Annotated in this window: 39 protein-coding genes; 31 read left to right on the top strand and 8 right to left on the bottom strand. The window is 52.4% G+C overall.

Features of this window, described 5'->3' with window-relative positions:
* Positions 1 to 3: 3 nt before the first annotated feature.
* Positions 4 to 831: a YfdQ family protein gene (locus tag EPYR_RS10445; RefSeq protein ID WP_012668373.1), complete on the bottom strand. Its 828-nt coding sequence runs from the start codon at positions 829 to 831 to the stop codon at positions 4 to 6.
* Positions 832 to 890: 59 nt separating this feature from the next.
* On the bottom strand, positions 891 to 1,262 hold the full coding sequence (locus tag EPYR_RS10440) for a hypothetical protein (RefSeq protein WP_012668372.1): 372 nt from the start codon (positions 1,260 to 1,262) through the stop codon (positions 891 to 893).
* A 181-nt stretch (positions 1,263 to 1,443) separates the two neighbouring features.
* Here EPYR_RS10440 and EPYR_RS10435 point away from each other — a divergent pair, with 181 nt between their 5' ends.
* Positions 1,444 to 1,800 (top strand): hypothetical protein, encoded by a 357-nt coding sequence (locus EPYR_RS10435; protein ID WP_231839697.1) that lies wholly within the window; start codon positions 1,444 to 1,446, stop codon positions 1,798 to 1,800.
* Here the strand turns inward: EPYR_RS10435 and EPYR_RS10430 are convergent.
* Together EPYR_RS10430 and EPYR_RS10420 are read right to left on the bottom strand one after the other, a co-directional pair.
* Positions 1,778 to 2,017 carry a hypothetical protein gene (locus EPYR_RS10430; RefSeq protein ID WP_049779063.1) on the bottom strand — a complete coding sequence of 80 codons (240 nt, stop codon included), beginning with the start codon at positions 2,015 to 2,017 and terminating at the stop codon, positions 1,778 to 1,780. The genes EPYR_RS10435 and EPYR_RS10430 overlap by 23 nt on opposite strands.
* A gap of 895 nt (positions 2,018 to 2,912) precedes the next feature.
* The gene (locus EPYR_RS10420; RefSeq protein ID WP_012668369.1) at positions 2,913 to 3,503 is read right to left on the bottom strand and encodes a helix-turn-helix domain-containing protein; all 591 of its coding nucleotides are present in this window, start codon (positions 3,501 to 3,503) and stop codon (positions 2,913 to 2,915) included.
* A 106-nt stretch (positions 3,504 to 3,609) separates the two neighbouring features.
* On the opposite strand from EPYR_RS10420, the gene EPYR_RS10415 reads away from it, so the two are divergent.
* The 10 genes from EPYR_RS10415 to EPYR_RS10370 all read left to right on the top strand — a co-directional run bounded on the left by EPYR_RS10415 (position 3,610) and on the right by EPYR_RS10370 (position 9,372).
* Positions 3,610 to 3,834, top strand: a complete 225-nt coding sequence (locus EPYR_RS10415; protein ID WP_012668368.1) for a transcriptional regulator — start codon at positions 3,610 to 3,612, stop codon at positions 3,832 to 3,834.
* Positions 3,835 to 3,853: 19 nt separating this feature from the next.
* On the top strand, positions 3,854 to 4,318 hold the full coding sequence (locus EPYR_RS10410) for a YmfL family putative regulatory protein (protein WP_012668367.1): 465 nt from the start codon (positions 3,854 to 3,856) through the stop codon (positions 4,316 to 4,318).
* A gap of 64 nt (positions 4,319 to 4,382) precedes the next feature.
* Positions 4,383 to 4,574: a hypothetical protein gene (locus tag EPYR_RS10405; RefSeq protein WP_012668366.1), complete on the top strand. Its 192-nt coding sequence runs from the start codon at positions 4,383 to 4,385 to the stop codon at positions 4,572 to 4,574.
* The gene (locus EPYR_RS10400) at positions 4,571 to 5,383 is read left to right on the top strand and encodes a hypothetical protein (protein WP_012668365.1); all 813 of its coding nucleotides are present in this window, start codon (positions 4,571 to 4,573) and stop codon (positions 5,381 to 5,383) included. The genes EPYR_RS10405 and EPYR_RS10400 overlap by 4 nt, the downstream gene beginning before the upstream one ends.
* The gene (locus EPYR_RS10395; protein ID WP_012668364.1) at positions 5,380 to 5,562 is read left to right on the top strand and encodes a DUF4222 domain-containing protein; all 183 of its coding nucleotides are present in this window, start codon (positions 5,380 to 5,382) and stop codon (positions 5,560 to 5,562) included. The genes EPYR_RS10400 and EPYR_RS10395 overlap by 4 nt, the downstream gene beginning before the upstream one ends.
* Complete coding sequence (locus EPYR_RS10390; RefSeq protein ID WP_012668363.1) at positions 5,559 to 6,611, top strand: helix-turn-helix domain-containing protein; 1,053 nt, start codon at positions 5,559 to 5,561, stop codon at positions 6,609 to 6,611. The genes EPYR_RS10395 and EPYR_RS10390 overlap by 4 nt, the downstream gene beginning before the upstream one ends.
* Positions 6,608 to 7,060: a PerC family transcriptional regulator gene (locus EPYR_RS10385; RefSeq protein WP_012668362.1), complete on the top strand. Its 453-nt coding sequence runs from the start codon at positions 6,608 to 6,610 to the stop codon at positions 7,058 to 7,060. The genes EPYR_RS10390 and EPYR_RS10385 overlap by 4 nt, the downstream gene beginning before the upstream one ends.
* Positions 7,054 to 7,935, top strand: a complete 882-nt coding sequence (locus EPYR_RS10380; protein ID WP_012668361.1) for a phage N-6-adenine-methyltransferase — start codon at positions 7,054 to 7,056, stop codon at positions 7,933 to 7,935. The genes EPYR_RS10385 and EPYR_RS10380 overlap by 7 nt, the downstream gene beginning before the upstream one ends.
* Positions 7,932 to 9,008 carry a DUF968 domain-containing protein gene (locus EPYR_RS10375; protein ID WP_012668360.1) on the top strand — a complete coding sequence of 359 codons (1,077 nt, stop codon included), beginning with the start codon at positions 7,932 to 7,934 and terminating at the stop codon, positions 9,006 to 9,008. Before EPYR_RS10380 ends, EPYR_RS10375 begins: the two co-directional genes overlap by 4 nt.
* Complete coding sequence (locus EPYR_RS10370) at positions 9,001 to 9,372, top strand: antiterminator Q family protein (RefSeq protein ID WP_012668359.1); 372 nt, start codon at positions 9,001 to 9,003, stop codon at positions 9,370 to 9,372. The genes EPYR_RS10375 and EPYR_RS10370 overlap by 8 nt, the downstream gene beginning before the upstream one ends.
* Positions 9,373 to 9,407: 35 nt before the next feature.
* Here EPYR_RS10370 and EPYR_RS10365 read toward each other — a convergent pair whose 3' ends face one another.
* Positions 9,408 to 9,701, bottom strand: coding sequence for a contact-dependent growth inhibition system immunity protein (locus tag EPYR_RS10365; protein ID WP_012668358.1), 294 nt, complete (start codon positions 9,699 to 9,701; stop codon positions 9,408 to 9,410).
* A 5-nt stretch (positions 9,702 to 9,706) separates the two neighbouring features.
* Positions 9,707 to 10,522, bottom strand: a complete 816-nt coding sequence (locus EPYR_RS10360; protein WP_012668357.1) for an RNase A-like domain-containing protein — start codon at positions 10,520 to 10,522, stop codon at positions 9,707 to 9,709.
* Between the two features lie 236 nt (positions 10,523 to 10,758).
* Between EPYR_RS10360 and EPYR_RS10355 the strand changes: the two genes are divergently transcribed.
* Both EPYR_RS10355 and EPYR_RS10350 read left to right on the top strand, forming a co-directional pair.
* A complete protein-coding gene (locus EPYR_RS10355) occupies positions 10,759 to 10,959 on the top strand; it encodes a hypothetical protein (protein WP_012668356.1) in 201 nt (66 codons plus the stop codon).
* Positions 10,960 to 11,107: 148 nt separating this feature from the next.
* Positions 11,108 to 12,166, top strand: a complete 1,059-nt coding sequence (locus tag EPYR_RS10350) for a site-specific DNA-methyltransferase (protein ID WP_012668355.1) — start codon at positions 11,108 to 11,110, stop codon at positions 12,164 to 12,166.
* Positions 12,167 to 12,220: 54 nt separating this feature from the next.
* Here EPYR_RS10350 and EPYR_RS10345 read toward each other — a convergent pair whose 3' ends face one another.
* Both EPYR_RS10345 and EPYR_RS10340 read right to left on the bottom strand, forming a co-directional pair.
* Positions 12,221 to 12,634, bottom strand: coding sequence for a type II toxin-antitoxin system HicB family antitoxin (locus EPYR_RS10345; protein ID WP_012668354.1), 414 nt, complete (start codon positions 12,632 to 12,634; stop codon positions 12,221 to 12,223).
* A gap of 56 nt (positions 12,635 to 12,690) precedes the next feature.
* On the bottom strand, positions 12,691 to 12,873 hold the full coding sequence (locus tag EPYR_RS10340; protein WP_041474006.1) for a type II toxin-antitoxin system HicA family toxin: 183 nt from the start codon (positions 12,871 to 12,873) through the stop codon (positions 12,691 to 12,693).
* Positions 12,874 to 13,031: 158 nt separating this feature from the next.
* On the opposite strand from EPYR_RS10340, the gene EPYR_RS10335 reads away from it, so the two are divergent.
* The 18 genes from EPYR_RS10335 (at position 13,032) to EPYR_RS10250 (ending at position 25,145) form a co-directional block, all read left to right on the top strand.
* Positions 13,032 to 13,379: a phage holin, lambda family gene (locus EPYR_RS10335; protein ID WP_012668353.1), complete on the top strand. Its 348-nt coding sequence runs from the start codon at positions 13,032 to 13,034 to the stop codon at positions 13,377 to 13,379.
* Complete coding sequence (locus EPYR_RS10330; protein WP_041474005.1) at positions 13,360 to 13,779, top strand: structural protein; 420 nt, start codon at positions 13,360 to 13,362, stop codon at positions 13,777 to 13,779. The genes EPYR_RS10335 and EPYR_RS10330 overlap by 20 nt, the downstream gene beginning before the upstream one ends.
* Positions 13,779 to 14,339: a lysis protein gene (locus EPYR_RS10325; protein WP_012668351.1), complete on the top strand. Its 561-nt coding sequence runs from the start codon at positions 13,779 to 13,781 to the stop codon at positions 14,337 to 14,339. The genes EPYR_RS10330 and EPYR_RS10325 overlap by 1 nt, the downstream gene beginning before the upstream one ends.
* Positions 14,317 to 14,667 (top strand): HNH endonuclease, encoded by a 351-nt coding sequence (locus EPYR_RS10320; RefSeq protein WP_014539028.1) that lies wholly within the window; start codon positions 14,317 to 14,319, stop codon positions 14,665 to 14,667. The genes EPYR_RS10325 and EPYR_RS10320 overlap by 23 nt, the downstream gene beginning before the upstream one ends.
* A gap of 321 nt (positions 14,668 to 14,988) precedes the next feature.
* Positions 14,989 to 15,456 (top strand): phage terminase small subunit P27 family, encoded by a 468-nt coding sequence (locus EPYR_RS10315; protein WP_012668349.1) that lies wholly within the window; start codon positions 14,989 to 14,991, stop codon positions 15,454 to 15,456.
* Positions 15,410 to 17,155, top strand: a complete 1,746-nt coding sequence (locus tag EPYR_RS10310) for a terminase large subunit (RefSeq protein ID WP_014539025.1) — start codon at positions 15,410 to 15,412, stop codon at positions 17,153 to 17,155. Before EPYR_RS10315 ends, EPYR_RS10310 begins: the two co-directional genes overlap by 47 nt.
* On the top strand, positions 17,155 to 18,459 hold the full coding sequence (locus EPYR_RS10305; protein ID WP_012668347.1) for a phage portal protein: 1,305 nt from the start codon (positions 17,155 to 17,157) through the stop codon (positions 18,457 to 18,459). The genes EPYR_RS10310 and EPYR_RS10305 overlap by 1 nt, the downstream gene beginning before the upstream one ends.
* Positions 18,460 to 18,470: 11 nt before the next feature.
* Positions 18,471 to 19,319 carry a head maturation protease, ClpP-related gene (locus tag EPYR_RS10300; RefSeq protein WP_014539024.1) on the top strand — a complete coding sequence of 283 codons (849 nt, stop codon included), beginning with the start codon at positions 18,471 to 18,473 and terminating at the stop codon, positions 19,317 to 19,319.
* A 9-nt stretch (positions 19,320 to 19,328) separates the two neighbouring features.
* Positions 19,329 to 20,546: a phage major capsid protein gene (locus EPYR_RS10295; protein ID WP_012668345.1), complete on the top strand. Its 1,218-nt coding sequence runs from the start codon at positions 19,329 to 19,331 to the stop codon at positions 20,544 to 20,546.
* Between the two features lie 41 nt (positions 20,547 to 20,587).
* Positions 20,588 to 21,004 (top strand): hypothetical protein, encoded by a 417-nt coding sequence (locus tag EPYR_RS10290; protein ID WP_148217836.1) that lies wholly within the window; start codon positions 20,588 to 20,590, stop codon positions 21,002 to 21,004.
* A 9-nt stretch (positions 21,005 to 21,013) separates the two neighbouring features.
* The gene (locus EPYR_RS10285; protein WP_012668343.1) at positions 21,014 to 21,343 is read left to right on the top strand and encodes a head-tail connector protein; all 330 of its coding nucleotides are present in this window, start codon (positions 21,014 to 21,016) and stop codon (positions 21,341 to 21,343) included.
* A 1-nt stretch (position 21,344) separates the two neighbouring features.
* Positions 21,345 to 21,734 (top strand): phage head closure protein, encoded by a 390-nt coding sequence (locus tag EPYR_RS10280; RefSeq protein ID WP_012668342.1) that lies wholly within the window; start codon positions 21,345 to 21,347, stop codon positions 21,732 to 21,734.
* Positions 21,727 to 22,233: a hypothetical protein gene (locus EPYR_RS10275; protein ID WP_012668341.1), complete on the top strand. Its 507-nt coding sequence runs from the start codon at positions 21,727 to 21,729 to the stop codon at positions 22,231 to 22,233. Before EPYR_RS10280 ends, EPYR_RS10275 begins: the two co-directional genes overlap by 8 nt.
* Positions 22,230 to 22,790, top strand: coding sequence for a phage tail terminator protein (locus tag EPYR_RS10270; RefSeq protein WP_012668340.1), 561 nt, complete (start codon positions 22,230 to 22,232; stop codon positions 22,788 to 22,790). Before EPYR_RS10275 ends, EPYR_RS10270 begins: the two co-directional genes overlap by 4 nt.
* 3 nt (positions 22,791 to 22,793) lie before the next feature.
* The gene (locus EPYR_RS10265) at positions 22,794 to 22,973 is read left to right on the top strand and encodes a DUF2635 domain-containing protein (RefSeq protein ID WP_012668339.1); all 180 of its coding nucleotides are present in this window, start codon (positions 22,794 to 22,796) and stop codon (positions 22,971 to 22,973) included.
* The gene (locus EPYR_RS10260; protein ID WP_012668338.1) at positions 22,973 to 24,469 is read left to right on the top strand and encodes a phage tail sheath subtilisin-like domain-containing protein; all 1,497 of its coding nucleotides are present in this window, start codon (positions 22,973 to 22,975) and stop codon (positions 24,467 to 24,469) included. The genes EPYR_RS10265 and EPYR_RS10260 overlap by 1 nt, the downstream gene beginning before the upstream one ends.
* Positions 24,469 to 24,825, top strand: coding sequence for a phage tail tube protein (locus EPYR_RS10255; protein WP_012668337.1), 357 nt, complete (start codon positions 24,469 to 24,471; stop codon positions 24,823 to 24,825). The genes EPYR_RS10260 and EPYR_RS10255 overlap by 1 nt, the downstream gene beginning before the upstream one ends.
* The gene (locus EPYR_RS10250) at positions 24,822 to 25,145 is read left to right on the top strand and encodes a phage tail assembly protein (protein WP_012668336.1); all 324 of its coding nucleotides are present in this window, start codon (positions 24,822 to 24,824) and stop codon (positions 25,143 to 25,145) included. The genes EPYR_RS10255 and EPYR_RS10250 overlap by 4 nt, the downstream gene beginning before the upstream one ends.
* Positions 25,146 to 25,215 lie beyond the last annotated feature (70 nt).

Below are 25,215 nucleotides of genomic sequence, written 5' to 3'. Positions count from 1 at the left end.
TAATTACGCTTTGAAGTTACCGATGAAAGTTTCTACCGGCTCACCGTCGAACTTCCCGATCAGCAGGTCTCGGAACTCCTTGGCGATATCCTCTTCCTGTGCTTCCAGCTGGACAATGCGCAGAACAAAATGCGGTTCATCACCTGTCAGCAAACTATTACGAAGGCTGAAAGCGCGTTCACCAAGTCCTTCATACGGCAAGCATTTGAACTCAAACGCAACTGGCATAACATCTTTGCTGCTTGCTTCGACGCTTTGCATCAGGGATTTCTTGCCGCTGAAATCACCGTCTTCATGATCCTGCTGAGTTGCCTGCTGGATAGTGATGCGACGAACGGCCTGGGCTGCCTGAGAAATCTGCATAGTGTGACCATCGGCATCAAATGCCAGAAGATAATCACTCCAGTCTTCCAGCCATTCTGCGATCTGCTTTTGCTTCAGCTTTTCGCCATTGATCTGGAGCAGCGCACGGAATGGGGCTGTTTTCTTCAGAGTTATTGCGGCAACGTTATCAGCGTGCCCCGGATTATCCAGGGAGCCGATATTAAACACCGAGCGGGCAGTCATGTTGTCTGCATCGATAAAGCAGCGAGCCGGTTCATTGGCGCTGGCGTACCCTATAGAATAACGGGCAAAATCATCAATGCTGGTGGTGGTCATGGCGCCACGGAAACGGAAGCGCTCCAGTGAGAACCGCTCAAGGCTCTCAACACTCACTTCTTTAGGCAGTAATGCGGTGGGGCATGCCAGTCCAGCGATATCGCCGAGATGATAACCGGATAGCACCAGGTCTTTGACTTGTTGAATTGCGCCGCCGTCTAATTGAGACATAGAGATTGTTCCTTATTAATAAACTGGTCTGATTTTTTGCAGTGAATTGTTCTGGCGGTTCACTGGGCCGCTTTAAGCTTTCCGTCATGTGACCCGTTGATACCAAACAGCTGCCCCTGATCCTCCTGCAAGATGGTCAGTTTGCCGCCACGGTTGACCCACATAGGTGTTTCGGTGGTGTCCTCTTCCGTTGCTTTGCCTCGCGGGGTTGGGGTGGTGTACTGCAATTTATGCTTAATCTTGACGCGTTTCTCTTCAACGGAGTTACCCATGCGTTCCAGATCAAACGTCAGGACTACCTTGCCTTTAGTTCCATTGTTGAGAACGCCCAGCGCGGTATTATTCAGTGCAGCGGCGATTTTATTAACAAATACGCCGGCATCCAGTTCGCCCAGGAAATCAGGCACTACGGTCATACGGTCATTGCTCATGGCAACATCCTCTTCATGGCAGCTTACGCCGCGTTATTGACTCCACACACAACGGGGAGGGCACTGTCTGGACAGTCACTGCGGCGCTATACCCGCAACAGTGGCTCAGTGCCCTTGCCGTTGTGCTGAAAAAGATTGGCGGTTATCCGGTAACAAATTCTTCGCGCTTCCCTGGTGTTGGTTGGTTGAAGATTGGGTAACCGCCAAAGGCTACACAGCGTTGAATTCATTGCCCGGCGTAACTTCACCACTTCAGGCGGCAGTGGTATCTTGGGAGTTATCACGCAATCAAGAACGGACTCAAATGCTTAAATCTACGTTAATTGCTCAATGCCTTTACCAGTGCAAGCTGATTTCAAACATAAAACACGGTGAATTTAGAGTTGAAGAAATATTCACCGAGTACTTCCCCGGATACCGTTTTGAAAAGTGGAATACGCATATTCCTGAAAACGTCATCACGTATTATCTGAAAGAATCAAAAGCGGCTGATACCATACGCGTTGATTCGTTCATCAAAGAGCTTTGGGATCTATAATTGGCTTTGAGCCAAAAGTTACGAATCCAGCGTGTCTTATGGTTTTACCTGAGCGGTTAGCTTCTGCCTCAAGAGATGCAGTGTGGCTGACCGCATTGTTTGCAGCACCCAAAAAATTCAGGTAATCAGCCGCCACTGCATTTTCGGTATTTATGAATGCCAAAAGAGCACCATTTACCAGAATTTCAACCTTCCTTCCTTTAGATTCATCTGCCATCACATCCCGCCTTAAACGCCTGTCTGCTGTCGATATTCTTACTTTTGCGCGCCTGTCTTTTATCCACATCAGGCAAGGTGGTATTCTTGGAGTTCTCACATAACCGAGAAATTAAAAATATGGAAAATCCTTTATCTCGACTTGCTCTTGATGCGTGGTACAAGGTCATCATCGTTATCGGTGCTTTCGTTGTCCTTCTTAATGGAGCTGGCTTGCTTCCCAGCTATCCGACAAGAGAGACTTTTATGATCGGTCTCGGTTGCGTCATATGAGGTGTTGCGGAGTGGATGAATCACCCACTTAACGAAACGGCCTACCCACGAACAGCTAATATGCCTGCGCATAAATTTGTCGATTATTCCTGGAGTCCAGGACCTATCGGCATTCTTCTTGACGTTATCGGACTTGGACTGATCGCTTGGGGATTGATAAAACTCCTGTAAATCGCAACCGCACGAGGGGCACTTGTCGTACAGAGGTTTAACCTTAGTGCCAGCCGTGAAAGAAACCATTTTCCTGTTAGCGTGAGTGCTCATCTCGACACCTTTAACCCCTTACATCTCGAATCATCTGCCATCACATCCCGCCATCCCGCCTTAAGCGCCTGTTCGCTGTTGATGCATGAACTATGACTTAGGTAATAACTGGTGTCAAGAGTTGTGAGGTTATTTTTATTACTTGAGTAATAGTTGATGTTCAACGGGAGTTAAAAAATTCTGTTTTATTATTGAGCGGGATTAAACTACTATACATCTATACAGCGTTATTTAAGTAAATAGGCGGGCTGGTTTTGCAGGAAGGAACACATGGAGTGGGAGATTATGGTGGTTTTGCATACTAAAACCGACAGTGGCTGCTATGAGACCACCGTCATTGATGATTCAGCAGTAGTTTACTATCGTAATTTTCTTATAAGGATTTGTTCTGCAACTCCCTCGATACAGGATGGGTCGGTTATTTCGAATGGAGGAATTCTCGGGTCATCAACATCTAAGAAACCATACTTGGCTCCTCCTTCGAGAAAACGGTAAGCGGCTATTATTCCTCGTAAATTGGTTACAACCAGTTGATTGTTGCCTGCGCTTATTTTGGGATCAACAAGGATAAGGGCACCTTCTGGAGCCTTATCTATCCCGGTGTTTTTCTTCATTAAATAAACTCGGAAATAATCTGGCACACTATCATGCCAAGACACTACATCCGCCGTTTTACCCGTTTCATCCCAAACCGAAACTAGGCGTGAGGTGTCAATCCGTTGCAGGGGGCCTTCGCCTCCTTCCATCGCCCCCGCCCCGTTGATAAGCCAGTCGGCACTGATCCCTAATGCTGCTGCCAGCCGTCCGGAATACTTTGAAGTTTCATTTTTTCCGGAAAGAATTTTAGAAATTATCGATTGGTTAACGCCGGCCAACTTAGCGAGTTCACTCTGTGAGCTAAGTCCCGTTTTTTGCATAGCGTCATGAAGTCTTTCAGATAGTTTTTTCATACCCGGAAAATATTCTCTAAGTAATCATCAGTCAAATGACCCATGTAATTGACTTTGTCTATTACATAGGTAATATTTGTATTCAGTTAGGTCATAGGAGTGATAGATGAACATCGTTATTCAAAAGGCAATTGACATTGTTGGTTCCCAAAGAGAACTCGCACAAAAAGTAGGTGTTAACCAATCGGCAGTCAGCAAATGGCTCTGCGGCGGTGGAATTCGCTCGAAATATATTACCGCACTCGTAATTGCCACCAACGGCACGGTAACTTTTGAAGAAATACTGAGTTCGCTTGAACCAAATGCTAACGATTCAGAAGCCCGATTATAACTACCGCAGGAAATCATAAATGGTAGACATCAAAGAAACAGTCAAAGCGATGTGCAAAGCCTATCCCGGTGGGCGTTCGGCGATGGCCGGGGCGCTGGGTATGACGCTGGAGACCTTCAACAACAATATTTATGAGAAAAACGGCTGTCGTTTCTTTGAGTTGCATGAACTGGAAGCGATGGAAGATTTATCCGGTACCAGCCTGTTAGCCGATTACTTTGCCCGGCGTTGTGGCGCGTTGCTGGTGGACATTCCGAAGTTTGAAGAACTGGACCAGGTGGAGTTATTCAGTAAGGCCGTGAGTACCGCCGCGCACCGTGGGCATGTTGACCAGATTGTTCAAAAGTCGCTGGAGGACGGGGTTATTGACGCGGCTGAAGCGGCCGAAATTGAGCGTTATCACAGAAAGCATCTTGCGGCGCGTGATGAAGAGATCCGGGCCATCCTCGCCGTATTTGGCCGGAAAAAGCGGCAAAAAAAGTGACGCCCCGGGTTGCAGCCCAGGGCGTCGGTGACGACTACATCAGTGTGTGTGGAGAAATAATCGCATGAGCATTTTAACCAGAAATCCGGGTGTACCGCAATTACGCTGCCGATCGCTGTCTGGCGGCAAATCTGCTGCAACGTTCTGCTATGAGGTCAATGTACAGGGCTGCTGGATCCCCAGCAACTACCCGTTTGCTGCCTGGGTGGTAGCAATGGGGTGGCTGACGCGTGAAAAACAGGGAGAGGTGACATGAATACGTTACCCGCAACGCAGATAACCATGACCAGCACTGAGCTGGTGGAATATATCAACGCCGAACGCGAGTCTGCAGCCACAGCCGCTGGCGTAAATTTTCCGGGTAAGGGGCACAAACGTTTGCGTCACGCCGATTTTATGGCCAAAGCCCCACGCGTGTTGGGCGACATTCACTCAGCGAAATTTTTCGCTCAGTACACCGACAGCACCGGGCGGGTACTTCCGTGCCTGCATTTACCGAAGCGCGAAGCCTGCCTGATGGCGATGAGCTACAGCTACACAATTCAGGCAAAGGTATTTGACCGCATGACGGCGCTGGAAGAACAGCAGCAGCCGGTTCCTTTGCCTCACAAAGAGGATCAGATTAAGTGCGCCTTGCTAATCCTTGAGTCAGCAACAAAGCTGCTCAACCTTTCCAATTCCTCCCGGCTGGGTGCGTTGCACAAGCTGCAAGAATTTGCGGGCGTTCCCGCGCTGGTGCCCGCTTACGCCATTGATGCGCCCTCGGATGCTGCCGATGGCTCCAGCAGAACCACGGCGGCAATCAGCACCCTTCTGAAGCGCTACGGGGCTGATATCAGCGCGCCGGTGGCAAACGTCATTTTGGGGCGTCTGGGGCTGCTGGAAAGAAAAGAGCGCCCGAGTTTACGCCACGGAACCCGGCAATTCTGGTCTGTGACGTCTGCTGGCCTGATTTACGGCAAAAATATCACCAGCCCGGGCAACCCGCGTGAAACTCAGCCGCATTTTTACGAATCGCGCTTTCCGCGCCTGCTGGACCGCATCATTGCGGCGAGGGGGACGTGATTGAACAGGAATTTATTCAACCGTGGCGCTGTCGTTACCGCGACCGCCGTGGCGTTATCGTTGAAACCATCGGCATTGATACCGTCAACCAGCGCATTATCTACCGGCGTCCTGACTATGAGCATGACTGCGTTTGCCCACGCCGGGAATGGAAAAAGAAGTTTGAGAGGGTTCTATGAGCAGTAAATTGCACGGTCTGGTGTGGGAAGGATGCGGCCCTTCCGGTATGACCCTGTCCCGCATAGCGGTTCTGGCGCGGCTGGCCGATTACAGCAATGACGAAGGTTACAGCTGGCCAGCCGTGGACACTATCAGAGAACAGGTGGGAGCCAAAAGTAAAACCACTGTCCGCGCTGCCATCAAAGAGCTTGAGAGTGCGGGCTGGTTGTCTGTGAAAGAACGCACTTCTGGTGGTCGAAACATATCGAATGCCTATCAGCTGGATGTGGAAAAGCTGGAGCAGGCGGCGGAAGCGGCGCGCAAGAAAAAGCGCCGGGTATCAAAAACTGACCCCTCAAATATTAACCCCTCAAATTCTGACCGCTCAAATTTTGAGGGGTCAAATAACGTCACTTCAGGGGGTCAAAATTTGGTAGGGGAGGGGTCAACCATTGACCCCGATCCGTTAAGAGATCCAAAAACAGATCCGTCAGATAAAAAGACTGTTGGTCGACCGGCTTTGCCAGCCGACGAGCAGCAGTCGGAAGGTTCTCTGAAAATCAATTACGACGATGTACTGACGGCGTATCACGAAATACTGCCTGAAATGCCAAAGGTTCTGGCACTGACTGACGATCGCCGAGGAAAGCTGCGCTTCCTCTGGAAGAAGTTCGAGTTTAATCAAAACCGCTGGGCTGCCTACCTCCGGTTTATTGCCAAAAACTGCCGCTGGATGCTGGAGAACCGGCCTGATGCGGCATCTGGCAAGACGTGGCGAAAAAAGAGCTTCGATTACTTGATAACCGTGAAGTGCTATATCGCCGTGATTGAAAAGCGGGCTAACGATCTGCCTACCGTTGCCCGGGTTAACGGCGCAGAGCGTGACGATGCGTTCAGCCGCCTGGTGGCGAACCCGGGAAAACCCAGAAATCGGGTTGAAGAGTTAGCCAGAGGTGCTGCGTCCGGCCTGGGGCGAATGAATGAAGTGATGGGCCGCGCCGCCTGGAAATCTATCTGGGCTGAGGCAGTCAGGAAAGCGTCAGAAGAAAACGTACAGAGGCCAGCATGAATATTCGTGAAAACGCCGTTGAATATATCCGCCTGAACCCGGGCTGCACGTCAACGCAGATCGCTAACGGCGCTGGCATACCGAAACGCATGGTTCAGCCGCTGATGACCGAGCTGTACACACAGGAAGTGGTTTTGCGCTATGCGCTGAAATCTCATCCCTTTTTCTACCGTCTTCCTGATGAGAGCGACAAACGCAGGTTAAACGATGCCTACGAGGCGCACCGGGAAAAAGCCGAAGAACTTGAAAAGAAACATCTCTGGAACCGCGCCGCCCGTGAATGGCTGCTGGCGATGGATGAAACAAGAGATGAAGAAGCCCGGGAGAAAGCAATCCGCCGAAGGGAATACTGCATCAGCCACGGTAAAAAGGGCGGTGTGGCAGAGACTTCCGGCATCAACGTTTTCTGTACTCGTTATCGGGCCGTGGGGGAACTCATCGCATGGTAAACGCCTATTGTGAATCACTGGCAAAGCTGCGCTCAGCGCCCACGCATTACCTGAAAGATGTTGGCGATCAGTGGCGCTCACCGGATCTGCTGTTCTGGGGTATTAACGCGCTGTTTGGTCCGCTGGTACTCGATTTGTTCGCAGACGACAGCAATGCCAAATGCCCGGCATGGTACACGGCAGAGGATAACGCTCTGACTCAGGACTGGTCAGAACGCCTGGCCGAACTCGGGGGCGCGGCGTTTGCCAATCCGCCGTACAGCCGCTCTCAGTATGTTGATAAGCAGGCGATTACGGGTATGAGGCACATTCTCAAGCACACGCTGGCCATGCGCGAGAAAGGCGGCCGCTATGTTTTCCTGATCAAAGCGGCAACCAGTGAAACCTGGTGGCGGGAAGAAGCGGATCACGTTGCCTTTATCCGTGGACGCATTAGATTCGACCTTCCTGCATGGTTTGTGCCTGCTGACGCCAGACAGCAGCCTACCGGCGCTTCTTTTGCGGGTGCCGTTGTCGTTTTCGATAAGAGCTGGCGCGGTGAGCGATTCAGTTATATCCAGCGTTCCGATCTGGAGGCGAAAGGAAGGGCGTTTATGGCGCTGGCGCAGTTTGCCGTCGGAAAGGTTCAGATCGCAGCACCAGAACCGAAACCTACCCGTACAGCACCGGTAACGTTGCCAGAATCAGATTCAAGGGTCTGGCCGCTGGAAGTCGGCATTGTATTTTCCCGAGTGGAAGGTGCTGGCGCTCTCGAAGTGGCGCAGCAAAACAAGCTGAAAGCACACATTAACCAGCTCTGGCTGGAGCGTATGCCGACCAGCGAGATCATTACTGTCGCTGGTGGTCTGGTCAGCAGTATGCAGGGGGTGGCATGAGAGCGCTGCTAACTCCGGAAATCGCACCGCGCCTTGGCGTGGTGTTATTCAGACCCGGCGCGGATGTGATGAATCTGTTCAGACAGGGGCGGGTACTGATCGAAAATGTCCCTGAACATCTGCAGTCCCTGCCGTCCGGCCACGTTCCGGCAGCATTGCAACCGCTGGCTGACGATCCGGCACTTCATCCGTTTCTCACTGATGAGCGGGTGATATCGGCTGCGGGTGGTCTCAACGGGCTGGAATACTGGCTAGTACGCCAGGATGGCGGCTGTCAGTGGGCGCATGGAGATTATCACCATCCCGAGTGGGTCACGCTTCGCCATCCCCCTGGCGCCGTGCGCCTGTGCTGGAGCTGTGACAACAGGCTCAGAGAGCAGTCAACCGATACGCTGGAAGGGTTAGCCGCCAGCAATGTGTTCCAGTGGGTGATTCACCAGGCGCGGCAGTCGCTGGGATTTGATGAAAGCCACGTACTGACGTTGCCGGAGCTGTGCTGGTGGGCCATTCGCTGTGATGTTGTGGCGGCGTTGCCGGAAGGGATGGCGCGTAAAGCCCTGCGTATGCCGGATGAGGTGATACAGTCAGTAACCCGCGAAAGTGACATTGTTCCCGCAGTACAGGCCACCCGCATCGTGCTGGCGAAAGCACAATCCGCACATACTGCATTAAGAAGTCACGAAAGCCTGCCGGTGCCGGAAAAGCCGGTTATGAAGCTTGCCGTCGACCCCGAAAGCCCGGAATCATTTATGTTGAGACCGAAGCGCCGCCGTTGGGAAAATCAGACCTATACCCGCTGGGTGAAAACGCAACCGTGCGCGGGCTGCGGCCGCCCTGCTGACGACCCGCATCACGTCATCGGTCATGGAATGGGTGGAACCGGCACGAAAGCCCACGATCTGTTTGTCATTCCCCTGTGCCGGTGTTGCCACAACGAGCTGCACGCAGACGTGGCCGCTTTCGAGAGGAAATATGGTACGCAACTGGCGCTGCTGTTTCGGTTCCTCGACCGGGTATTGGCGATCGGCGTTATTGCCACGGGAAAGAAAAATAGCGGAGACAAGAATGCGTGATATTCAGCTGATACTGGAGCGCTGGGGCAACTGGTCAAAACACCGGATTGAAAATGATGTCGGCTATTCTGCCATTGCTGCCGGGTTTAAGGGGCTGTTACCTGAAAACTCTGCGGGTATCAGTTGCACCGAAAACGATGCGCTGATCGTTGATGCATGCGTTGGACGGCTGAAACAGAAACGCCCGGATGAGTACGCTTTGCTGTCTGACCACTATATTAAAGATATTTCAAAACGCGCGCTGGGGCGCAAGTTGAAGCTGTCTGAGGGCATGATCCGGATAAAGTTTCAGATGGCAGAAGGGTTTATTGAGGGCTGCCTGGCGATGCTGGATCTGCGTCTGGAGATGGACGTAGAAGGGTAAACTGTCAGGCCCACTCCATTCTGTGGGCCTGACAGTCATATTTTACCGGACGCTATAACCTTCTCTTTGAAGAGGGTAAAGAATTCCTCAACATCATTAATGATCACTTCTGGGTGAAAGGTTTCTTCAAAAGTTTCATTGGCAGCGTCCGAATGTATGGTTATGAACGTTTCAAATTCGAGCAGCAATTCTTCCAAAATTTTAGGCGAAGAGTTGCGTATGTAATAGTCTACAGCGCCCTCAATAGTTTCTGACTCACATATATAATCGTAATCCTGGTTAAGCCAGGCATCCATCAGATTAGCTATCAACGGATAATTATTTTCCATTTAATTTACCATGTAGGGTATGCGGTAAGTATGTAATAGGGCTTGCCGTTGTAAGGCTTGTATTCAAGAACTACCCGGAATTTAGAGGTATGCACTAATTCTTTGCTCCCCCTTTGAATGTATGCTCCAACTGGAGATCCGGCAACGTGATTAAACGCTAAAGGTCGCTGTGGATAATGGCCCCACAATTTTATCCGTGTGGCGTTAGCCCTCATCGCATCAGTTATAGCCTTTTCTGCAATGTCGATATTAGTGAAGGAGCTTGAACCACGTAACCCCGGCGTCAACTCAAGACGTTTAAGTAACTCGTCTCTGGATTTGCCTATATGTTTCTCAATCGTGTGGCCACCGGGTTTCGCGCCGGTAGATGATTCATGGAGTTTTAGCCGAATACGCCCGATGCGGACAGCAGCAACTCTGGCAGCTCCTACCGAAAGAGCAAACCCGACAGGTACCGCGATATCAACGGTGAGGCCAATTTTCCAGGCGGTCTTATCATCAGCACCAAACTGTTTGGCAAGGGCCACTGCCGTCCTGTAGGTTGCTGTACGGGTATCATGCCCGTCGATCATTCTTTGGGCTGCGGCATTGATACTGTCCATACTATGCACGCCGCCGACAACGCAAATCGCCTTTGTAAACCCTGTAGGTTCAGGCACAAGGCATAAAGCCGTCGCACCGGCCAGTTCGAGGCTGCCCATCAGTAAATCAAGACCGCCCAGCAGTCTGTTACTCATCGTTTCAGCTTCCGTCACCGATTTGTCTGACATTACGGCGGCAAGCTGCACAGGAGACATTGCAATCTGAAGTCCATTGTCCACAGCGTCTATTCCTTATGAAATATTGTCTGTCCGATAGTAAATAATTCTACTGCGTTACGCAAAAAGTGTTGTAACGTGTTAAGAGTGGTGACAACGACAACAGCTTATCATCATAAGAATTCACAGCCCTGGCCCCTGCCGGGGCTTTTTTTTTATTCTGAAAACGATAAATGAGTTGCTGTTAAATTGAACACGAGTTATCTGTGTGTCATCAGACACGGAACGGATAAAAAGACATGTTAAAACAGCAGGATATGACATATAGCGCGAATATTCTTTATTACTGCCTCAGCAACACGCACTGGAAGTCGGTTGAATATCTGGCAAACCTTATGCGTATGAGCGTGGGGCGCTGCCAGCTGATACTGACTCAGCTTGTGATGGCAGGGATGGCGGTTGAGGATATTAACGGGGAAATGTACAAACGCTGCCTGTAACAGGCAATTTTAGCTGTGAAATGGGCGGCTGGCGGGTGTTAGTAGCATCCACCAGCCATTCGCCCGTTGTAAGAGTCACGGGCGAACCGGGGCCCACCGCTTTAGCGCTAAAGCAAAGTGAGCCTATCAAAAAAGGTCTTACTTATCCATGAAAAACACTGGTTATCTATCCAGTTGTGAGTTAGTTAACGCTGATTCACTCGTTTACATCAAAACCCTTCCCGATAATTCTGTCGATCTGATTGCGACCGATCCGCCGTACTACCGCGTGAAAAACTGTGCGTGGGACAGGCAGTGGGACACCGTGACCGACTATCTGGCCTGGCTTGATGAGTTCCTGGCAGAGTTCTGGCGGGTGCTGAAGCCCAGCGGTAGTCTGTATCTGTTTTGCGGTTCAAAGCTGGCGGCAGATACCGAAATTCTGGTGCGCCAGCGCATGCAGGTGCTTAGCGCCATCACCTGGGCGAAACCACACGGAGCATGGCTGCGGCAGAATAAAGCATCACTAAGGGCATTCTTTCCGGCGACTGAACGCATTATCTTTGCCGGGCATTATGGGGCAGAAGGTTTTGCCAAAGGACAGACCGGGTATGCCTCAAAATGTGCCGCGCTGAAAGGGGACGTGTTCGCGCCACTGACAGATTATTTTATCACTGCGCGTGCATCTTTAGGCGTTACTGCGAAAGAGATTAACGAGGCAACAGGGCGGCAGATGTGCAGCCACTGGTTCTCACGCTCACAATGGCAATTGCCAAATCGTGAGCAGTACGAGAGCCTGCAGCGCCTTTTCGCCAGCATAGCGAAAGCTAAGGGCTTGCACTCAACGCTCGATAATGATTATTCAGGACTGGCAGAAAACTACGCAACCCTGCAGCAGGATTACAGGCTGCTGCGTAAACAGTTCGATGAGTTACGCCAGCAGTATGAAGCCTTGCGCCGACCGTTCAGCGTTACCGCTGATGTGCCTTACACGGACGTGTGGACTTTCAGGCCTGTTGCCAGCTATGCCGGCAAGCACCCATGCGAGAAGCCAGCCGAACTAATGGAACATATCATCACCAGCAGCAGCAGGCCGGGTGATGTGGTGGCTGATTTCTTTATGGGATCGGGCGCTACTGTGAAAGCGGCGCTGAAGCATGGGCGTTCCGCGATCGGTGTTGAGCTGGAAGAAGAGCGTTTTTTTCAGACAAAAGCAGAGATTGGATGAAATAAAACCCCGGCAAAATACCGGGGTAGGGAAAGTGAAGACGGAGGAGAGCCGCTAAACTGCTTTGTGTAACTCGTTACGCGTAGCAGAGGCAATGAATCCGCTACGGCTCTTGTACTCTGGTTTGTTTCTGACAACATCATCAATTTGGTGTAATAACCGGTGCGGCAGCGTGATGTTAATTCTCTCTGCCCGTCCATCAAACTTATCCATGTTTACCCATACCAGCGCCCACTGGCCAGCTGTGTATTGCGCCGCGTCTTTCATGATGTGGTCCTGCATAGTTTTAGGTGCAGGAATGTCCATATCACTTTCGGTCAGCGCTTCAAAGTGCGCATCAATGGCGCTTTGTGCGTCAACATAGGCATCATCAATGGAGTCTCCGGCAAAAATGCAGCCATCTACATCGGGAAACCACCCGCTGGCCGTACCGTCTTTGTCGATCTCAATAAATGCTGGATAATGCATATTTATCTCCCCGTGGAGTTCGTCGTAAAGGAGCGCCCCGGGGGGACGCTTCCTGATTACTTGATCCCGGCCTTCTTCAATATCTGCCTGAGGGTTCCAGGTTTAATATCCTTGCTGGGATGGGGTACTGTGATTAAGTCAGTAAAATCTGGATTTTTGAACGTGTGGTGACTTCCTTTTACCCTTACCAACGTCCATCCCTTTTCTTCTAACCGCTCTATCAGTTTCGAACTCTTCAAGCATCCTCCGTCTCGCTAACTGACAGGGTAATTATACACACTACACACATCATAATGCAATGAAATAATGTGTACTGTGTGTATTCATCACAAGCCCACTTCGGTGGGTTTTTTGTTTCTTTCAACCCACACACCACGGCTGGCCGGAGGTGAGAGATATGCGTATGCCAAACAATCCAAACTCCTGGCCAGACCTGTATGACGTGATGCATAGCTGGTGGCGCGGTGAAACCCCGATCGGTGCAGTAGTGATGGCCTGTGGTATGGCGGTAATACGCATTGCCTACACGGGCGGCGGCTGGAAAAAGATGATCCTTGAGGGGCTGCTGTGTGGTGCGCTGACGCTCACCTTTGCATCTGCGCTGGAGTATCTCGATCTGCCCAAGTCAATCTCTATCGCCATCGGCGGTGGTATCGGTTTTATCGGCGTGGACGCGTTTCGTGCGTTTGCGTTGCGTTTTATCGGCAATCGTTTTGGAGTTAATGATGACAACCAGCGGCAGTAGAGGTATTCGCAACAACAATCCAGGCAACATCCGCTGGGGTGATGACTGGAAAGGGTTGGTTCCGGTAGCACAGCGTACGGACAAATCATTCTGCCAGTTTACAAAGCCAGAGTACGGCATCAGGGCGATGATAATCATTCTGCGCAACTACCAGAGAAAGCATGGCCTGAACACCATCACAGGGATCATTCACCGATGGGCACCCACGGTAGAGAATGACACCCAGGCGTATATCGACAGCGTTGCCAAATCGACAGGTGTGCCAGCTGATAAGCAGATTGATACAACGGATAGCCGATTTATGACCCGGTTGCTGCAGGCGATCATTAACCATGAAAACGGCAGTCAGCCCTATGCTTTTGACGTGTTTATTCGCGCCTTTGATCTTGCTGGTGGTTGATGATGCTCATAACCCTGCTAACGCGCTACTGGAAGCCATTGGTGATGTTGCTGCTGGTGGTTTTTTTATTTATTGGCGGCTGGTGGTGTGGAGCTATCACGACAACAAAGGTCTGGGAACTTAAATGGTCGCAGCGTGATGCTGCTGACGTTAAAGCCATTGCCAGGCGAGAGCAGGCAGAACGGGAAGACAGCCAGCGCCGCCAGCGTGAAGTTGCAGCGCTTGACGTTAAACATACACGGGAACTGAATAATGCGAAGTCTGAAAACGATGATTTTCGCCGCCGCGTTGCTCTCGGTGGCCGGGTGCACGTTAAAGGAAAGTGCAAGCCAGCAGATAAGCCAGCCGCCTCCGGCCGCATGGGCAATGATGCCACCGTCGAACTCTCTGCAACTGCTGGACAAAACTTTCTCGATATCAGAGAAGGAATTACCAGCGACCAGGCAAAAATAAAATATTTACAGGATTACATCCGAGCCAGCCAGTATGAAGGTGATACACCTGAGCCACCAGAATCCTTACCGATCGAGTTTACCAATGAAAGAGCCACGCATCTATAACAGCCGCTGGGACACCGCGAGGCGGTCATTCCTGAAATCTCATCCACTCTGCGTGATGTGCTTACGGCAGAACCGGGCAGAAGCCGCAACGGTTGTTGATCACATTAAGCCACATAAGCTGAAGGAAGCATTGAATGTCGGTGATAAGGCGACAGTCGCAAAAGCTCAAAAAATATTTTGGGATAAAGGCAACTGGCAAAGCCTCTGTAAGATCCATCACGACTCGACCAAACAACGCGAAGAGAAGCGCGGGCGCGCCATCGGATGCGATGAGAACGGCATGCCGCTTGACCCGCAGTCACACTGGAAGAACTCATGGGAAGCATAATGACAGAAGAAGATCAAACCATTCTGATGTTCAAAGGGCTGATTGCGTTCGGTCTGACCGGCTCACAGATGCGGGCAGGGCAGCGATGATGGCAAACGAGAAAGGGCGATAAGGGCATTAAATGATAATGATTATCAATCACGTTGAGCGAGGCCGACCATTTATCTCAAATGAGAATTAATATCATCTAGAGTAAATGAGAATGAATATCATCATCGATGGGGGGCGGGTCAAAACTTCAGGTGCAATTGTTCCCCTGACCGCCCGCCCCCCTTTTTACGCACAACCGCGAAATGAAAAGATTTTTTCTGGAGGTTGGAAATGGCCGGAAGACGACCAAAACCAACCCATCTGAAAGTTGTAACCGGCAATCCGGGTAAGCGCGCGCTGAATAAGAATGAGCCTAAGCCCGCCCGCGAAATTCCAAGCCCACCATCGCATCTTACTGACTGGGGTAAAACAGCCTGGGGCAAACTCACCGTGCTTCTTGACGGCATGAGAGTGCTGACGGTAGCTGATACCCTGGCGCTTGAACGTCTCTGCGATTTATACGCGGAAATCTTACAGCTGCGTCAGATAGTCGATATCGAAGGGCGCACCTATACGACTAAAACCCAGATGGGTGATTTTTTAATTAAAGCGAACCCGGCTGTAGCCATGCTGGCTGATACCGATCGCCGTTTCAAAAGTTACCTGGTGGAGTTCGGTCTTACACCTGCTGCCCGGTCAAAGGTGGATGTGAATGGTGGAGAAAAAGAAGAAGACCCGCTCAACCAGTTCTTCGGTTGATCCGGCTACGCAGTATGCACTCGATGTTACCAGTGGCAATGTTCTGGCTGGACCGGATATTCGGGCCGCTTGTGCCCGGCACATCCGCGATTTAGAGCATGGGTACAAGCGGGGCCTTGCATGGGATGTTGATGCAGTAACGCGTGTTATCAACTTTTTTGCTCAGGTACTGAAGCTTAACGGCGGAAAGCATGAGGGACAGCCCTTTAACCTGTTGCCCTGGCAGTGCTTCATTGTTGGCTCTCTTTTTGGATGGAAAGCAGAGGATGGAACACGCCGTTTCCGCATGAGCTACATCGAATCCGGTAAAGGCTCGGGCAAGTCGCCGCTGGCCGGAGGCGTTGGCCTGTATCTGCTGATGGCTGACAAAGAGCCACGCGCTGAAGTTTACGCCGCTGCCACAAAAAAAGACCAGGCGATGATATTGTTCCGCGATGCGGTGACGATGGTTGATCAGTCCCCCGCGCTGGCGAAACGGATCACAAAATCTGGTACCGGGCTGAACGTCTGGAACCTGGCATTTCTGCAGACAGGTTCTTTCTTCAAGCCGATAAGTTCCGATGATGGTCAGTCAGGCCCCCGCCCGCATGGCGCGCTGATTGACGAAGTGCATGAGCACAAAACAAACGCCGTTGTTGAGATGATGCGCGCAGGGACAAAAGGTCGCCGACAGGCGCTGATGTTCCTTATCACCAACAGTGGCCACGATAAAACCAGTGTGTGCTTTGAGTATCACGAATATGGACGAAAGGTCGCTGCGGGCGATCTGGAGGACGACAGTTTTTTCAGTTTCATCTGTTCACTTGATGAGGGCGACGACCCGTTTAAAGACGAAACCTGTTGGGGCAAAGCCAACCCATCGCTGGGCCAGACGTTTACAGCAAAATACCTCCGCGAGCAGGTTACCCAGGCTCGCGGCATGCCATCGAAAGAAAGCATCGTCCGGCGACTCAATTTCTGTCAGTGGGTGGAATCTGCCGATCCGTGGATTGATAGCGACACATGGATGAACTGCGAACAAGACTTCGATCCTGATGAACTGGCCGGCGAAGAGTGTTATGGAGGTCTGGACCTGTCCGGCTCACGGGACCTTACCGCGTTGGCGTTGTACTTCCCGAAAACGAAAAAACTTCTTGTTGAGTTTTGGACGCCCAAAGATTCATTGCTTGAGCGTGCTAAAACTGACCACGTCCCCTATGACGCCTGGCGTCGCAACGGTTATATCCATGCACCGCCCGGGAAGGCTGTTAATTACGGCTTTGTGGCAGTGCGCATCGGTGAGCTGGCAGCAAAGTACAACATTAAATGCATCGCGTTTGACCAGTACCGTATTAAATATTTGGAGCCAGAACTTGAAAGCGAATCGGTGAACGTTGACCTGATCCCGCACGGGCAAGGGTTCTACAAGGCGCAAGAGTCCGGCTTGTGGATGCCGCGCTCAATTGAGCTTTTCGAAGAGCACCTGAATAACAAAGTGCTCGTTATCCGCTCGAATCCCTGTCTTCGCTGGAACGCCGCGTCTGCAGTTCTTGAAGCTGACCAGAAGGACAACCGGATTTTCGCAAAGAAGAAGAGCACTGGGCGTATTGATGGCGTGGTGGCTTCAGCAATGGCTATCGGCGCAGCGGAAGATGCTGTACTGGTGGAGACTGGCGATCCTGATGATTTTTTTGACGACCCGATTATGGTAGGTATCTGATGAAGGAAAAAAAACGGCCGGGTCGCATAAAAAGCGCGATTGTTAACTGGCTCGGTGAGTCGATTGGACTCAATGACGCTGCGCTCTGGTATGAGTGGTACGGCACCAGTAGCAGCGGCAAAGTTGTGACAGCAGAAAAAGCGCTGGCCCTGGCTTCGGTATGGGCCTGTGTACGCCTGCTGAGCGAGTCAGTTTCAACCCTTCCTATGAAGGTTTATGAACGGGCTTCTGACGGTTCCCGCAAACTGGCAAGCACGCATCCAGCGTATCAGGTGCTGTGCCGCCGCCCAAACAGTGAAATGACACCGTCGCGTTTTATGCTGATGGTGGTCGCCAGTATCTGTCTGCGGGGGAATGCCTACGTCGAGAAAAAGATGATCGGTACCAAGCCTGTTTCCCTGGTACCGCTTCTCCCTCAGTGTATGAAGGTGGAGCGGCTGGACAGCGGGGAACTGCAGTATACGTACACCGAAAAGGGCGTAGCGCGCATCGTCCCAGTCAGAAACATGATGCACATCCGGGGGTTTGGTCTGGACGGCGTCTGCGGCATGATGCCAATGCGCACCGGCCGTGACGTCTTCGGCGCGGCGATGGCGGTGGAAGAGTCAGCAGCGAAGATCTTTGAAAACGGTATACAGACGTCGGGCTTCTTTCTGTCAAAGAATCTGCTGTCGAAAGAGCAGCGCCAGAAAAACCGCGAAAACCTCAACCGCTTCGTGGGCTCTAAAAATGCCGGTAAGGTAATGGTACTCGAGGGTGACATGTCTTATCAGGGCATCACCCTGAATCCCGAAGACGCCCAGATGCTGGAATCGCGGTCATTCAGCATCGAAGAAATCTGCCGCTGGTTCCGGGTGCCGCCGTTTATGGTGGGGCATGTTGATAAGCAAAGCAGTTGGGCATCAAGTGTCGAGGGTATGAACCTGCTGTTCCTGACCAATACACTGCGCCCTTTGCTGGTTAACATTGAGCAAGAGATTTCACGCTGCCTGCTTAACGGCGATGAAGATTTATTCGCTGAATTCTCTGTTGAGGGTCTGTTGCGTGCTGATAGCGCCGGACGTTCTGCCTACTACACCACAGCATTGCAGAACGGCTGGATGTCGCGTAATGACGTGCGCCGCCTGGAAAACCTGCCGCCAATTGAAGGTGGTGATATCTACACCGTGCAGCTGAACCTGACCCCGCTTGAGGACTTACGTAAAAACAGCAGTGCCGAAAGGGCTAAGCTGCTTCGCGAAATCCACAATGCCGTTTTCCCGGACATTCCTTTCGAACAATCACCGCTTAAACAAGCGGCTTAGGAGCACTCCCAATGACATTGAAAAGTCTTCCGGCAGCACCGGAGGGGCGGCCTTTTGCGCACGAAAAACGCCATTTGCCGCCTTCAGCTATGGCGCGCTGGAATGGCGGCATCAAAGCCGCTAAGTCTGATGAGAACAGTATCTCTGTGTTTGACGTGATCGGCGCTGACTGGTACGACGAAGGCGTGACCGCCAGCCGTATCGCCGCCGCGCTCCGCTCTATTGGGGGCGAGGACGTGACCGTGAACATCAACTCGCCTGGCGGCGATATGTTCGAAGGGCTGGCGATTTATAACCTGTTACGTGAGTACGAAGGGAAGGTCACCGTCAAAGTGCTGGGTCTGGCAGCGTCCGCTGCGTCAATTATCGCTATGGCCGGTGATGAAGTACAGATTGGACGCGCTGCATTTCTTATGATCCATAATTGTTGGACATTCGCGATGGGTAACCGTCACGAGATGGCAAAAATTGCGGCAGAACTGGAGCCGTTCGACAGGGCTATGAATGATATTTATGGCGCGCGCACAGGGTTGGATGCGGCCACTATAGAAACGATGATGAATGCAGAAACCTATATCGGCGGCAGTGAATCCGTAGAAAAANGATTTGCGGACAGGCTGCTGACTGCTGACGAAATTTTAGATGATGACGAAAGCCCTGCTGCCGCACTTCGCAAAATTGACGCAATGCTGGCGAAAACAGACGCGCCGCGATCTGAACGCCGAAAACTTCTTAAAGCTTTAACCGGCAGCAAGCCTGGCGCTGTTGCTACCCCTGAAGGTATGCCGGGCGCTACCGACGAAATCAACCCCGAAAATATTGCACAACTTAGAAACGCGCTGGCCGCGTTCGGCAAATAAGGACTAAAAATGTCTGAAGTAAATGAAGTACTGAAGCAGGTAACAGCCAGCATTAATGATGCCAGCAGCAAGTTTAACGCCAAGGCTGAAGAAGCCCTGACTGAGGCGAAAAAATCAGGCTCTTTGTCAGCGGAAACTAAAGTTTCTGTGGATAAGATGGCGAGTGAGCTTAACGCCATGCGTGAAGCAGAAAAAACACTAAAAGCGGCGCTGGGTGAGCTGGAGCAGCACGTAGCGCAGATGCCGCTGGCGAATGCGAAAAACGTTGTCGAAACCGTGGGCGGCCAGGTTGTTTCATCTGAAGCCCTGAAAGCTTTTTCAGCCAGCATCGAAGGCAACAAGCGCCTCAGTATTCCGGTTAAGGCTGCGTTGCTGTCAGTCAACGTGCCTGGCCAGATCGTTGCGCCCGACCGTCTTCCTGGTATCGATCAGCAGCCGAAACAGCGACTGTTTATCCGCGACCTGATCGCACCGGGGCGTACTGAGTCCAGCACCATCTACTGGGTGCAGCAAACCGGGTTTACCAACAAGGCGGCGACCGTCGCTGAAAACACCACCAAGCCTTACAGCGATATCACCTTTGCGGAAAAAATCACACCGGTCCGCACCATTGCGCACCTGTTCAAAGCCGCGAAACAGATTCTGGACGATATGCCACAACTGCAGTCGACGGTTGACGCTGAGCTACGCTACGGCCTGAAGTACGTTGAAGAGCAGGAGATTCTGTTCGGTGACGGCACAGGCACACACCTGAACGGCATCGTGCCACAGGCATCGAAATACGCTGCCGCCTTCAGCGTGGTGAATCAGAGCGGTATTGATGACCTTCGTCTGGCAATGCTGCAGGCTCAACTGGCACGCTTCCCGGCGTCCGGTCACGTATTGCACTTCATCGACTGGGCGAAGATCGAACTGACCAAAGACTCACTGGGTCGCTACATTCTGGCGAATCCGGCAGCGCTGGCCGGTCCTACCCTGTGGGGGTTGCCGGTTGTCGCTACCGAAGCTGCTGCGTTCCAGGGCAAGTTTCTTACCGGCGCGTTTAACGCTGGCGCGCAGATTTTCGAACGCGAAGACGCCAACGTGGTGATCTCCACCGAAAACGCCGATGACTTTGAGAAGAACATGATCTCAATCCGTTGTGAAGAGCGTCTGGCGCTGGCCGTCAAGCGCCCTGAGGCATTCGTGTATGGCACCTTCACCGCTCCGACCCCTGCTGCTGGGTAATGATGATGGCGGCCTTCGGGCCGCTTTTCCGGGATAAAAACATGAAACTGTTTCTTATTAAGCCGAACTACTTCGGCGGCACGGTCGTTTCCGAAGGCAATACCATCGAGACCACCGAACAGCACGGTCGAGAGCTGATTAAACTCGGCTATGCCACCGAGGTGGACAGCGCAGAACTGAAAGCGGCAGCTGAGGCAAAGGAAAAAGGCGAGGCCGAATCGCTGGCGAAGGCTGAAGAAGAGGCCAAAGCTCAGGCCGCTGCTGAAGCGCAGGAAAAAGCGGATGCCGAAGCCAGTGCGAAAGCGGCAGCTGAGGCAAAGGAAAAAGGCGAGGCCGAATCGCTGGCGAAGGCTGAAGAAGAGGCCAAAGCTCAGGCCGCTGCTGAAGCGCAGGAAAAAGCGGATGCCGAAGCCAGTGCGAAAGCGGCAGCTGAGGCGAAGGAAAAGGCAAAAAAATAAGGTCATGCCATGCTGCTGACGCTTGAAGAAATCAAAATGCAGTGCCGGCTGGAAAACGATTTCACGGAAGAGGATCGTCTGCTGGAACTGTTTGCGCGGGCGGCAGAGGCGAAGGCAACGACCTACCTCAACCGCAACCTTTATAAAACCGTGACCGATATCGGGCCGCTGGATACTGACGGTCTGGTAATTACCGAAGATATACGGCTTGCCCTGCTGATGCTGGTCAGTCACTGGTATGAACACCGAAGCTCTGTGTCCGAGCTGGAGATGTCGGAGACGCCGCAGGCATTTGAGTTCCTGCTCTATTCGCGGCGTCTTCCTGTGTCGGGGTATTAACGTGCAAAGAAGATCATCAAACACCAGTGCGGTATTCACACTGCCAGACCCCGGCGAACTCAATAAGCGCATTCACCTGCGCCAGCGCATCGACCAGGCGGCGGCAGACTATGGCACTGAGCCGCTCTATCAGAATGAGAAGGGCGTATGGGCAAAGGTGCGGCAGGTGGGCGCAACCACCTATCACGAATCCGTTCAGGCTGACGAGACCATTACCCATTACATGACCATCCGCTATCGCCGGGGGATCACGTCAGATTTTGAAGTGGTCTTCAGCGGTAATGTTTACCGTGTTAAGCGCCTTCGCGACCTCAACTCTGCCGGGCGCTACCTGCTGCTGGAATGCGAGGAGCTGGGTGCAGTCGAGCGCGACGGGGAGATGTATGGCTAAGCCGCTTCTGCACGTTGACTTTGAGCAGCCTAAAGACCTCGTTTTCAACCGGGCAAAAATGCGCCGCGCCTTTGTTCAAATTGGTCAGGTTCACATGCGTGACGCCAGACGCCTGGTGATGCGTCGAGGACGATCATCACCGGGACAGTATCCGGGGTTCAGGACGGGCAGACTGGCGCGGTCAATCGGCTATTACGTTCCCCGCGCATCAAAAAGCCGTCCGGGCCTGATGGTGCGCATTGCGCCAAACCAGAAGCGGGGAGAAGGTAACCGCCTTATTGAAGGTGATTTTTATCCCGCCTTTCTGTTTTTTGGTGTACGTCGCGGTGCCAAAAGGCGCAAGAGCCACCACAAAGGCAAATCAGGCGGCAGCGGATGGAAGGTTGCGCCACGTAAAAACTACATGACTGAGGTGCTGGAGTCGCGTAAAGCCTGGACACGTTATGTCCTGAGCCGCGCACTGCGCACCTCACTGCGACCCGAAAGGAAAAAGAAATGAAGCTTTCTCTTGTGATCGCCGCGTTGCGCATGCGTTGCCCGACCTTTGCCGGTAACGTGGCCGGGGCGGCAGAGTTTAAGTCCATCCCGGAAACGGGGAAAATGCGCCTGCCAGCCGCTTATGTGGTCCCTGTGGAAGATGTTACCGCTGAACAGAAGTCACTAACCGATTACTGGCAGAACGTCACTGAAGGCTTTGCAGTTGTCGTGGTGCTGGACAATACACGCGACGAGCGCGGGCAGGCCGCTGGTTATGATGCGGTACATGACGTGCGGGCTGAAATCTGGAGGGCGTTGCTGGGATGGGAGCCGGACAAAGATGCCGGGCCGGTAGCTTATTCAGGCGGCCAGCTGCTGGATATGGATCGGGGAAGACTTTATTACCAGTTTGAGTTCATATCGACGCGTGAAATTTCTGAAGAAGACACCAGGCAACAGGACGATCTGGAAACGTTGGATGAACTAAAAACCGTCGCCATTGATATGGATTACATCGATCCAGGTAACGGGCCTGACGGAAATCCTGAACACCACACCGAAATAAAACTCAGCGAGTAAACCATGCTAATCAAACCCAAACGCGGGCGGTCAGTTCCTGACCCTGTCCGGGGCGATCTGCTGCCTTCAGAAGGCCGGAACGTCGAAGAAAGCAGCTACTGGCACCGCCGCATTGCGGATGGTGATGTCGAAGAAGTCATCACGGATAAGTCCGTGGCGGACACCAAGAAGAAAGGTGAATAATGTCAATTTCCTTCCCGACCGTTCCATCCGGCCTTCGTGTGCCGCTATTCTGGGCAGAGATGGATAACAGCGAGGCCAACACAACGCAGGATAGCGGCCCCGCTTTGCTGATTGGTTGCGCGAATACCGGCAGTGAAATCGTAAAGAACAAACTCACTATCATGCCGTCAGCGTCACTGGCCGGAAAACTGGCCGGGCGTGGCAGTCAGCTGGCGCGTATGGTTGCGCGCTACCGTGCGGTTGATCCGCTTGGTGAACTCTGGGTTATCGCTACTGAAGAACCTAAGGGGGACACTGCCACAGGGTTTTTGACTATCAGCGGAAAAGCGCAGGAGTCTGGCACAATCAGCATGTACATTGGTGTTGTACGTGTCCAGGCGCAGGTATCAACTGGCGATAGCGCTACTACTGCCGCTGCTACGCTGACTGCCGCGATAACTGCTAATCCCGATCTGCCCGTTACCGCGATCGCAGAAGCCGAAGTAATCACGCTGACGGCGCGACACAGGGGGTTGCCTGGCAACGATATTCCACTAATGCTGAACTATTACGGCACAGTCGGCGGTGAAAATATCCCTGATGGCATCAACGTGGTAATCACGCCTATGGCGGGTGGAACGGGTGCGCCGGAGCTTGGTAACACGATTGCAGCGATGGGCGATGAGCCGTTCGATTTTATCGGCACGCCGTTCAGTGATTCAGCATCACTGGCAACTATCGCGCTGGAAATGAACGATACGGCCGGGCGCTGGAGCTATATGCGCCAACTGTACGGTCACGCATACACGGCCAGAAGCGGTTCTCTGTCTGACTTGGTGGCGTTCGGTGACACGCTGAACAACCAGCATATTACCGTTGCAGGTTATGAGGCTGATATCCAGACACCGATTGATGAGCTGGTTGGCTATCGCCTGGCGCGTGACGCCGTGTTTTTACGAAACGATCCTGCACGACCGACGCAAACCGGTGAGCTTAACGGGGCGCTACCCGCACCTACAGGAAAGCGCTTTATTACTACTGAGCAGCAGTCGCTTCTGACCCACGGTATCGCGACCGCGTACACCGAAGGCGGTAGCTTACGTATCCAGCGTGATATCACCACCTACAAGAAAAACGCTTACGGCGTGGCAGATAACAGCTATCTGGACAGCGAAACGTTGCACACCAGCGCCTATGTTCTGCGCCGCCTTAAATCGGTGATTACCTCGAAATATGGCCGCCAAAAGCTGGCTAACGATGGCACCCGCTTTGGGTCAGGTCAGGCCATTGTGACGCCGGCCGTGATTCGCGGTGAGTTGTGTGCGACCTATCGCCAGCTTGAGCGCGAAGGCATCGTTGAGAACTTCGAAATGTTCCAGAAGTACCTGATTGTTGAGCGTAACGCCAATGACCCAAGTCGTCTGGATGTGCTGTTCCCACCGGATTACATCAACCAGTTGCGGGTATTTGCCCTGCTTAATCAATTCCGTCTGCAGTACAACGAGGAGGCCGCCTGATGGCTAAGATCGCCGGTACCTGTTACCTAAAAATTGACGGCCAACAGTTGTCGCTGACCGGGGGCATTGAAGTGCCGATGAACACCGTGGTCCGTGATGATGTGATTGGCCTGGCGGGGGACGTGGATCACAAAGAGACCCACCGTGCCCCTTATGTGAAAGGCACCTTTAAAGTGCCGAAGGCGTTTCCTATCAACAAGCTGGTGTCATCCACGGCGATGACCATTACCGCCGAGCTGGCAAACGGCATGGTGTACGTGCTGGGCAATGCCTGGTTGAGCGGTGAGGCCAACCACAACCCTGAGGAAGGCACGGCCGACCTGGAATTCCACGGTGAAGAAGGATTCTATCAATGAAACCCATTGCACTGAGCAAACCGATCACGGCACATGGCGAGACGCTGCATGTTATTGAGCTGCTGGAACCCACCTATGACCAGGTGGCGAAATTTGGCATGCCGTTTTCGCTGGCCGAATCGGGTGTCGTCAAGCTGGACGCTGCTGCGGCGCTGGCGTATATCCCGGAGCTGGCAGGCATCCCGCTTTCGTCCGCCAGGCAGTTAGCCCTGTACGATATTTTCGTTATCTCGATGTCAATTCTGGGTTTTTTTACGGGGTCGAAACCCCAGGAGAACTCCGAAAACGACTCTACAACACAGCCTACTTCTGGCGAATAAACCCGTTGGAACTGCGCCGGCTCGCCCTGAGCCGGTTTTTTGAGCTGGAGGCTGAGGCCGTCCGCATTGA

This window comes from Erwinia pyrifoliae DSM 12163, from assembly GCF_000026985.1.
In the GTDB taxonomy this organism is placed as follows: domain Bacteria; phylum Pseudomonadota; class Gammaproteobacteria; order Enterobacterales; family Enterobacteriaceae; genus Erwinia; species Erwinia pyrifoliae.
This window is presented reverse-complemented; position numbering and strand designations above follow the sequence as displayed.

Excerpts from the sequence above, each read along its gene's own strand:
- EPYR_RS10445 (WP_012668373.1), bottom strand. The coding sequence starts at position 831 with ATGTCTCAATTAGACGGCGGCGCAATTCAACAAGTCAAAGACCTGGTG.
- EPYR_RS10440 (WP_012668372.1), bottom strand. The coding sequence starts at position 1,262 with ATGAGCAATGACCGTATGACCGTAGTGCCTGATTTCCTGGGCGAACTG.
- EPYR_RS10430 (WP_049779063.1), bottom strand. The coding sequence starts at position 2,017 with ATGGCAGATGAATCTAAAGGAAGGAAGGTTGAAATTCTGGTAAATGGT.
- EPYR_RS10420 (WP_012668369.1), bottom strand. The coding sequence starts at position 3,503 with ATGAAAAAACTATCTGAAAGACTTCATGACGCTATGCAAAAAACGGGA.
- EPYR_RS10415 (WP_012668368.1), top strand. The coding sequence starts at position 3,610 with ATGAACATCGTTATTCAAAAGGCAATTGACATTGTTGGTTCCCAAAGA.
- EPYR_RS10410 (WP_012668367.1), top strand. The coding sequence starts at position 3,854 with ATGGTAGACATCAAAGAAACAGTCAAAGCGATGTGCAAAGCCTATCCC.
- EPYR_RS10405 (WP_012668366.1), top strand. The coding sequence starts at position 4,383 with ATGAGCATTTTAACCAGAAATCCGGGTGTACCGCAATTACGCTGCCGA.
- EPYR_RS10400 (WP_012668365.1), top strand. The coding sequence starts at position 4,571 with ATGAATACGTTACCCGCAACGCAGATAACCATGACCAGCACTGAGCTG.
- EPYR_RS10390 (WP_012668363.1), top strand. The coding sequence starts at position 5,559 with ATGAGCAGTAAATTGCACGGTCTGGTGTGGGAAGGATGCGGCCCTTCC.
- EPYR_RS10385 (WP_012668362.1), top strand. The coding sequence starts at position 6,608 with ATGAATATTCGTGAAAACGCCGTTGAATATATCCGCCTGAACCCGGGC.
- EPYR_RS10380 (WP_012668361.1), top strand. The coding sequence starts at position 7,054 with ATGGTAAACGCCTATTGTGAATCACTGGCAAAGCTGCGCTCAGCGCCC.
- EPYR_RS10375 (WP_012668360.1), top strand. The coding sequence starts at position 7,932 with ATGAGAGCGCTGCTAACTCCGGAAATCGCACCGCGCCTTGGCGTGGTG.
- EPYR_RS10370 (WP_012668359.1), top strand. The coding sequence starts at position 9,001 with ATGCGTGATATTCAGCTGATACTGGAGCGCTGGGGCAACTGGTCAAAA.
- EPYR_RS10365 (WP_012668358.1), bottom strand. The coding sequence starts at position 9,701 with ATGGAAAATAATTATCCGTTGATAGCTAATCTGATGGATGCCTGGCTT.
- EPYR_RS10355 (WP_012668356.1), top strand. The coding sequence starts at position 10,759 with ATGTTAAAACAGCAGGATATGACATATAGCGCGAATATTCTTTATTAC.
- EPYR_RS10350 (WP_012668355.1), top strand. The coding sequence starts at position 11,108 with ATGAAAAACACTGGTTATCTATCCAGTTGTGAGTTAGTTAACGCTGAT.
- EPYR_RS10345 (WP_012668354.1), bottom strand. The coding sequence starts at position 12,634 with ATGCATTATCCAGCATTTATTGAGATCGACAAAGACGGTACGGCCAGC.
- EPYR_RS10335 (WP_012668353.1), top strand. The coding sequence starts at position 13,032 with ATGCGTATGCCAAACAATCCAAACTCCTGGCCAGACCTGTATGACGTG.
- EPYR_RS10330 (WP_041474005.1), top strand. The coding sequence starts at position 13,360 with ATGACAACCAGCGGCAGTAGAGGTATTCGCAACAACAATCCAGGCAAC.
- EPYR_RS10325 (WP_012668351.1), top strand. The coding sequence starts at position 13,779 with ATGATGCTCATAACCCTGCTAACGCGCTACTGGAAGCCATTGGTGATG.
- EPYR_RS10320 (WP_014539028.1), top strand. The coding sequence starts at position 14,317 with ATGAAAGAGCCACGCATCTATAACAGCCGCTGGGACACCGCGAGGCGG.
- EPYR_RS10315 (WP_012668349.1), top strand. The coding sequence starts at position 14,989 with ATGGCCGGAAGACGACCAAAACCAACCCATCTGAAAGTTGTAACCGGC.
- EPYR_RS10310 (WP_014539025.1), top strand. The coding sequence starts at position 15,410 with ATGGTGGAGAAAAAGAAGAAGACCCGCTCAACCAGTTCTTCGGTTGAT.
- EPYR_RS10305 (WP_012668347.1), top strand. The coding sequence starts at position 17,155 with ATGAAGGAAAAAAAACGGCCGGGTCGCATAAAAAGCGCGATTGTTAAC.
- EPYR_RS10295 (WP_012668345.1), top strand. The coding sequence starts at position 19,329 with ATGTCTGAAGTAAATGAAGTACTGAAGCAGGTAACAGCCAGCATTAAT.
- EPYR_RS10290 (WP_148217836.1), top strand. The coding sequence starts at position 20,588 with ATGAAACTGTTTCTTATTAAGCCGAACTACTTCGGCGGCACGGTCGTT.
- EPYR_RS10285 (WP_012668343.1), top strand. The coding sequence starts at position 21,014 with ATGCTGCTGACGCTTGAAGAAATCAAAATGCAGTGCCGGCTGGAAAAC.
- EPYR_RS10275 (WP_012668341.1), top strand. The coding sequence starts at position 21,727 with ATGGCTAAGCCGCTTCTGCACGTTGACTTTGAGCAGCCTAAAGACCTC.
- EPYR_RS10270 (WP_012668340.1), top strand. The coding sequence starts at position 22,230 with ATGAAGCTTTCTCTTGTGATCGCCGCGTTGCGCATGCGTTGCCCGACC.
- EPYR_RS10265 (WP_012668339.1), top strand. The coding sequence starts at position 22,794 with ATGCTAATCAAACCCAAACGCGGGCGGTCAGTTCCTGACCCTGTCCGG.
- EPYR_RS10260 (WP_012668338.1), top strand. The coding sequence starts at position 22,973 with ATGTCAATTTCCTTCCCGACCGTTCCATCCGGCCTTCGTGTGCCGCTA.
- EPYR_RS10255 (WP_012668337.1), top strand. The coding sequence starts at position 24,469 with ATGGCTAAGATCGCCGGTACCTGTTACCTAAAAATTGACGGCCAACAG.
- EPYR_RS10250 (WP_012668336.1), top strand. The coding sequence starts at position 24,822 with ATGAAACCCATTGCACTGAGCAAACCGATCACGGCACATGGCGAGACG.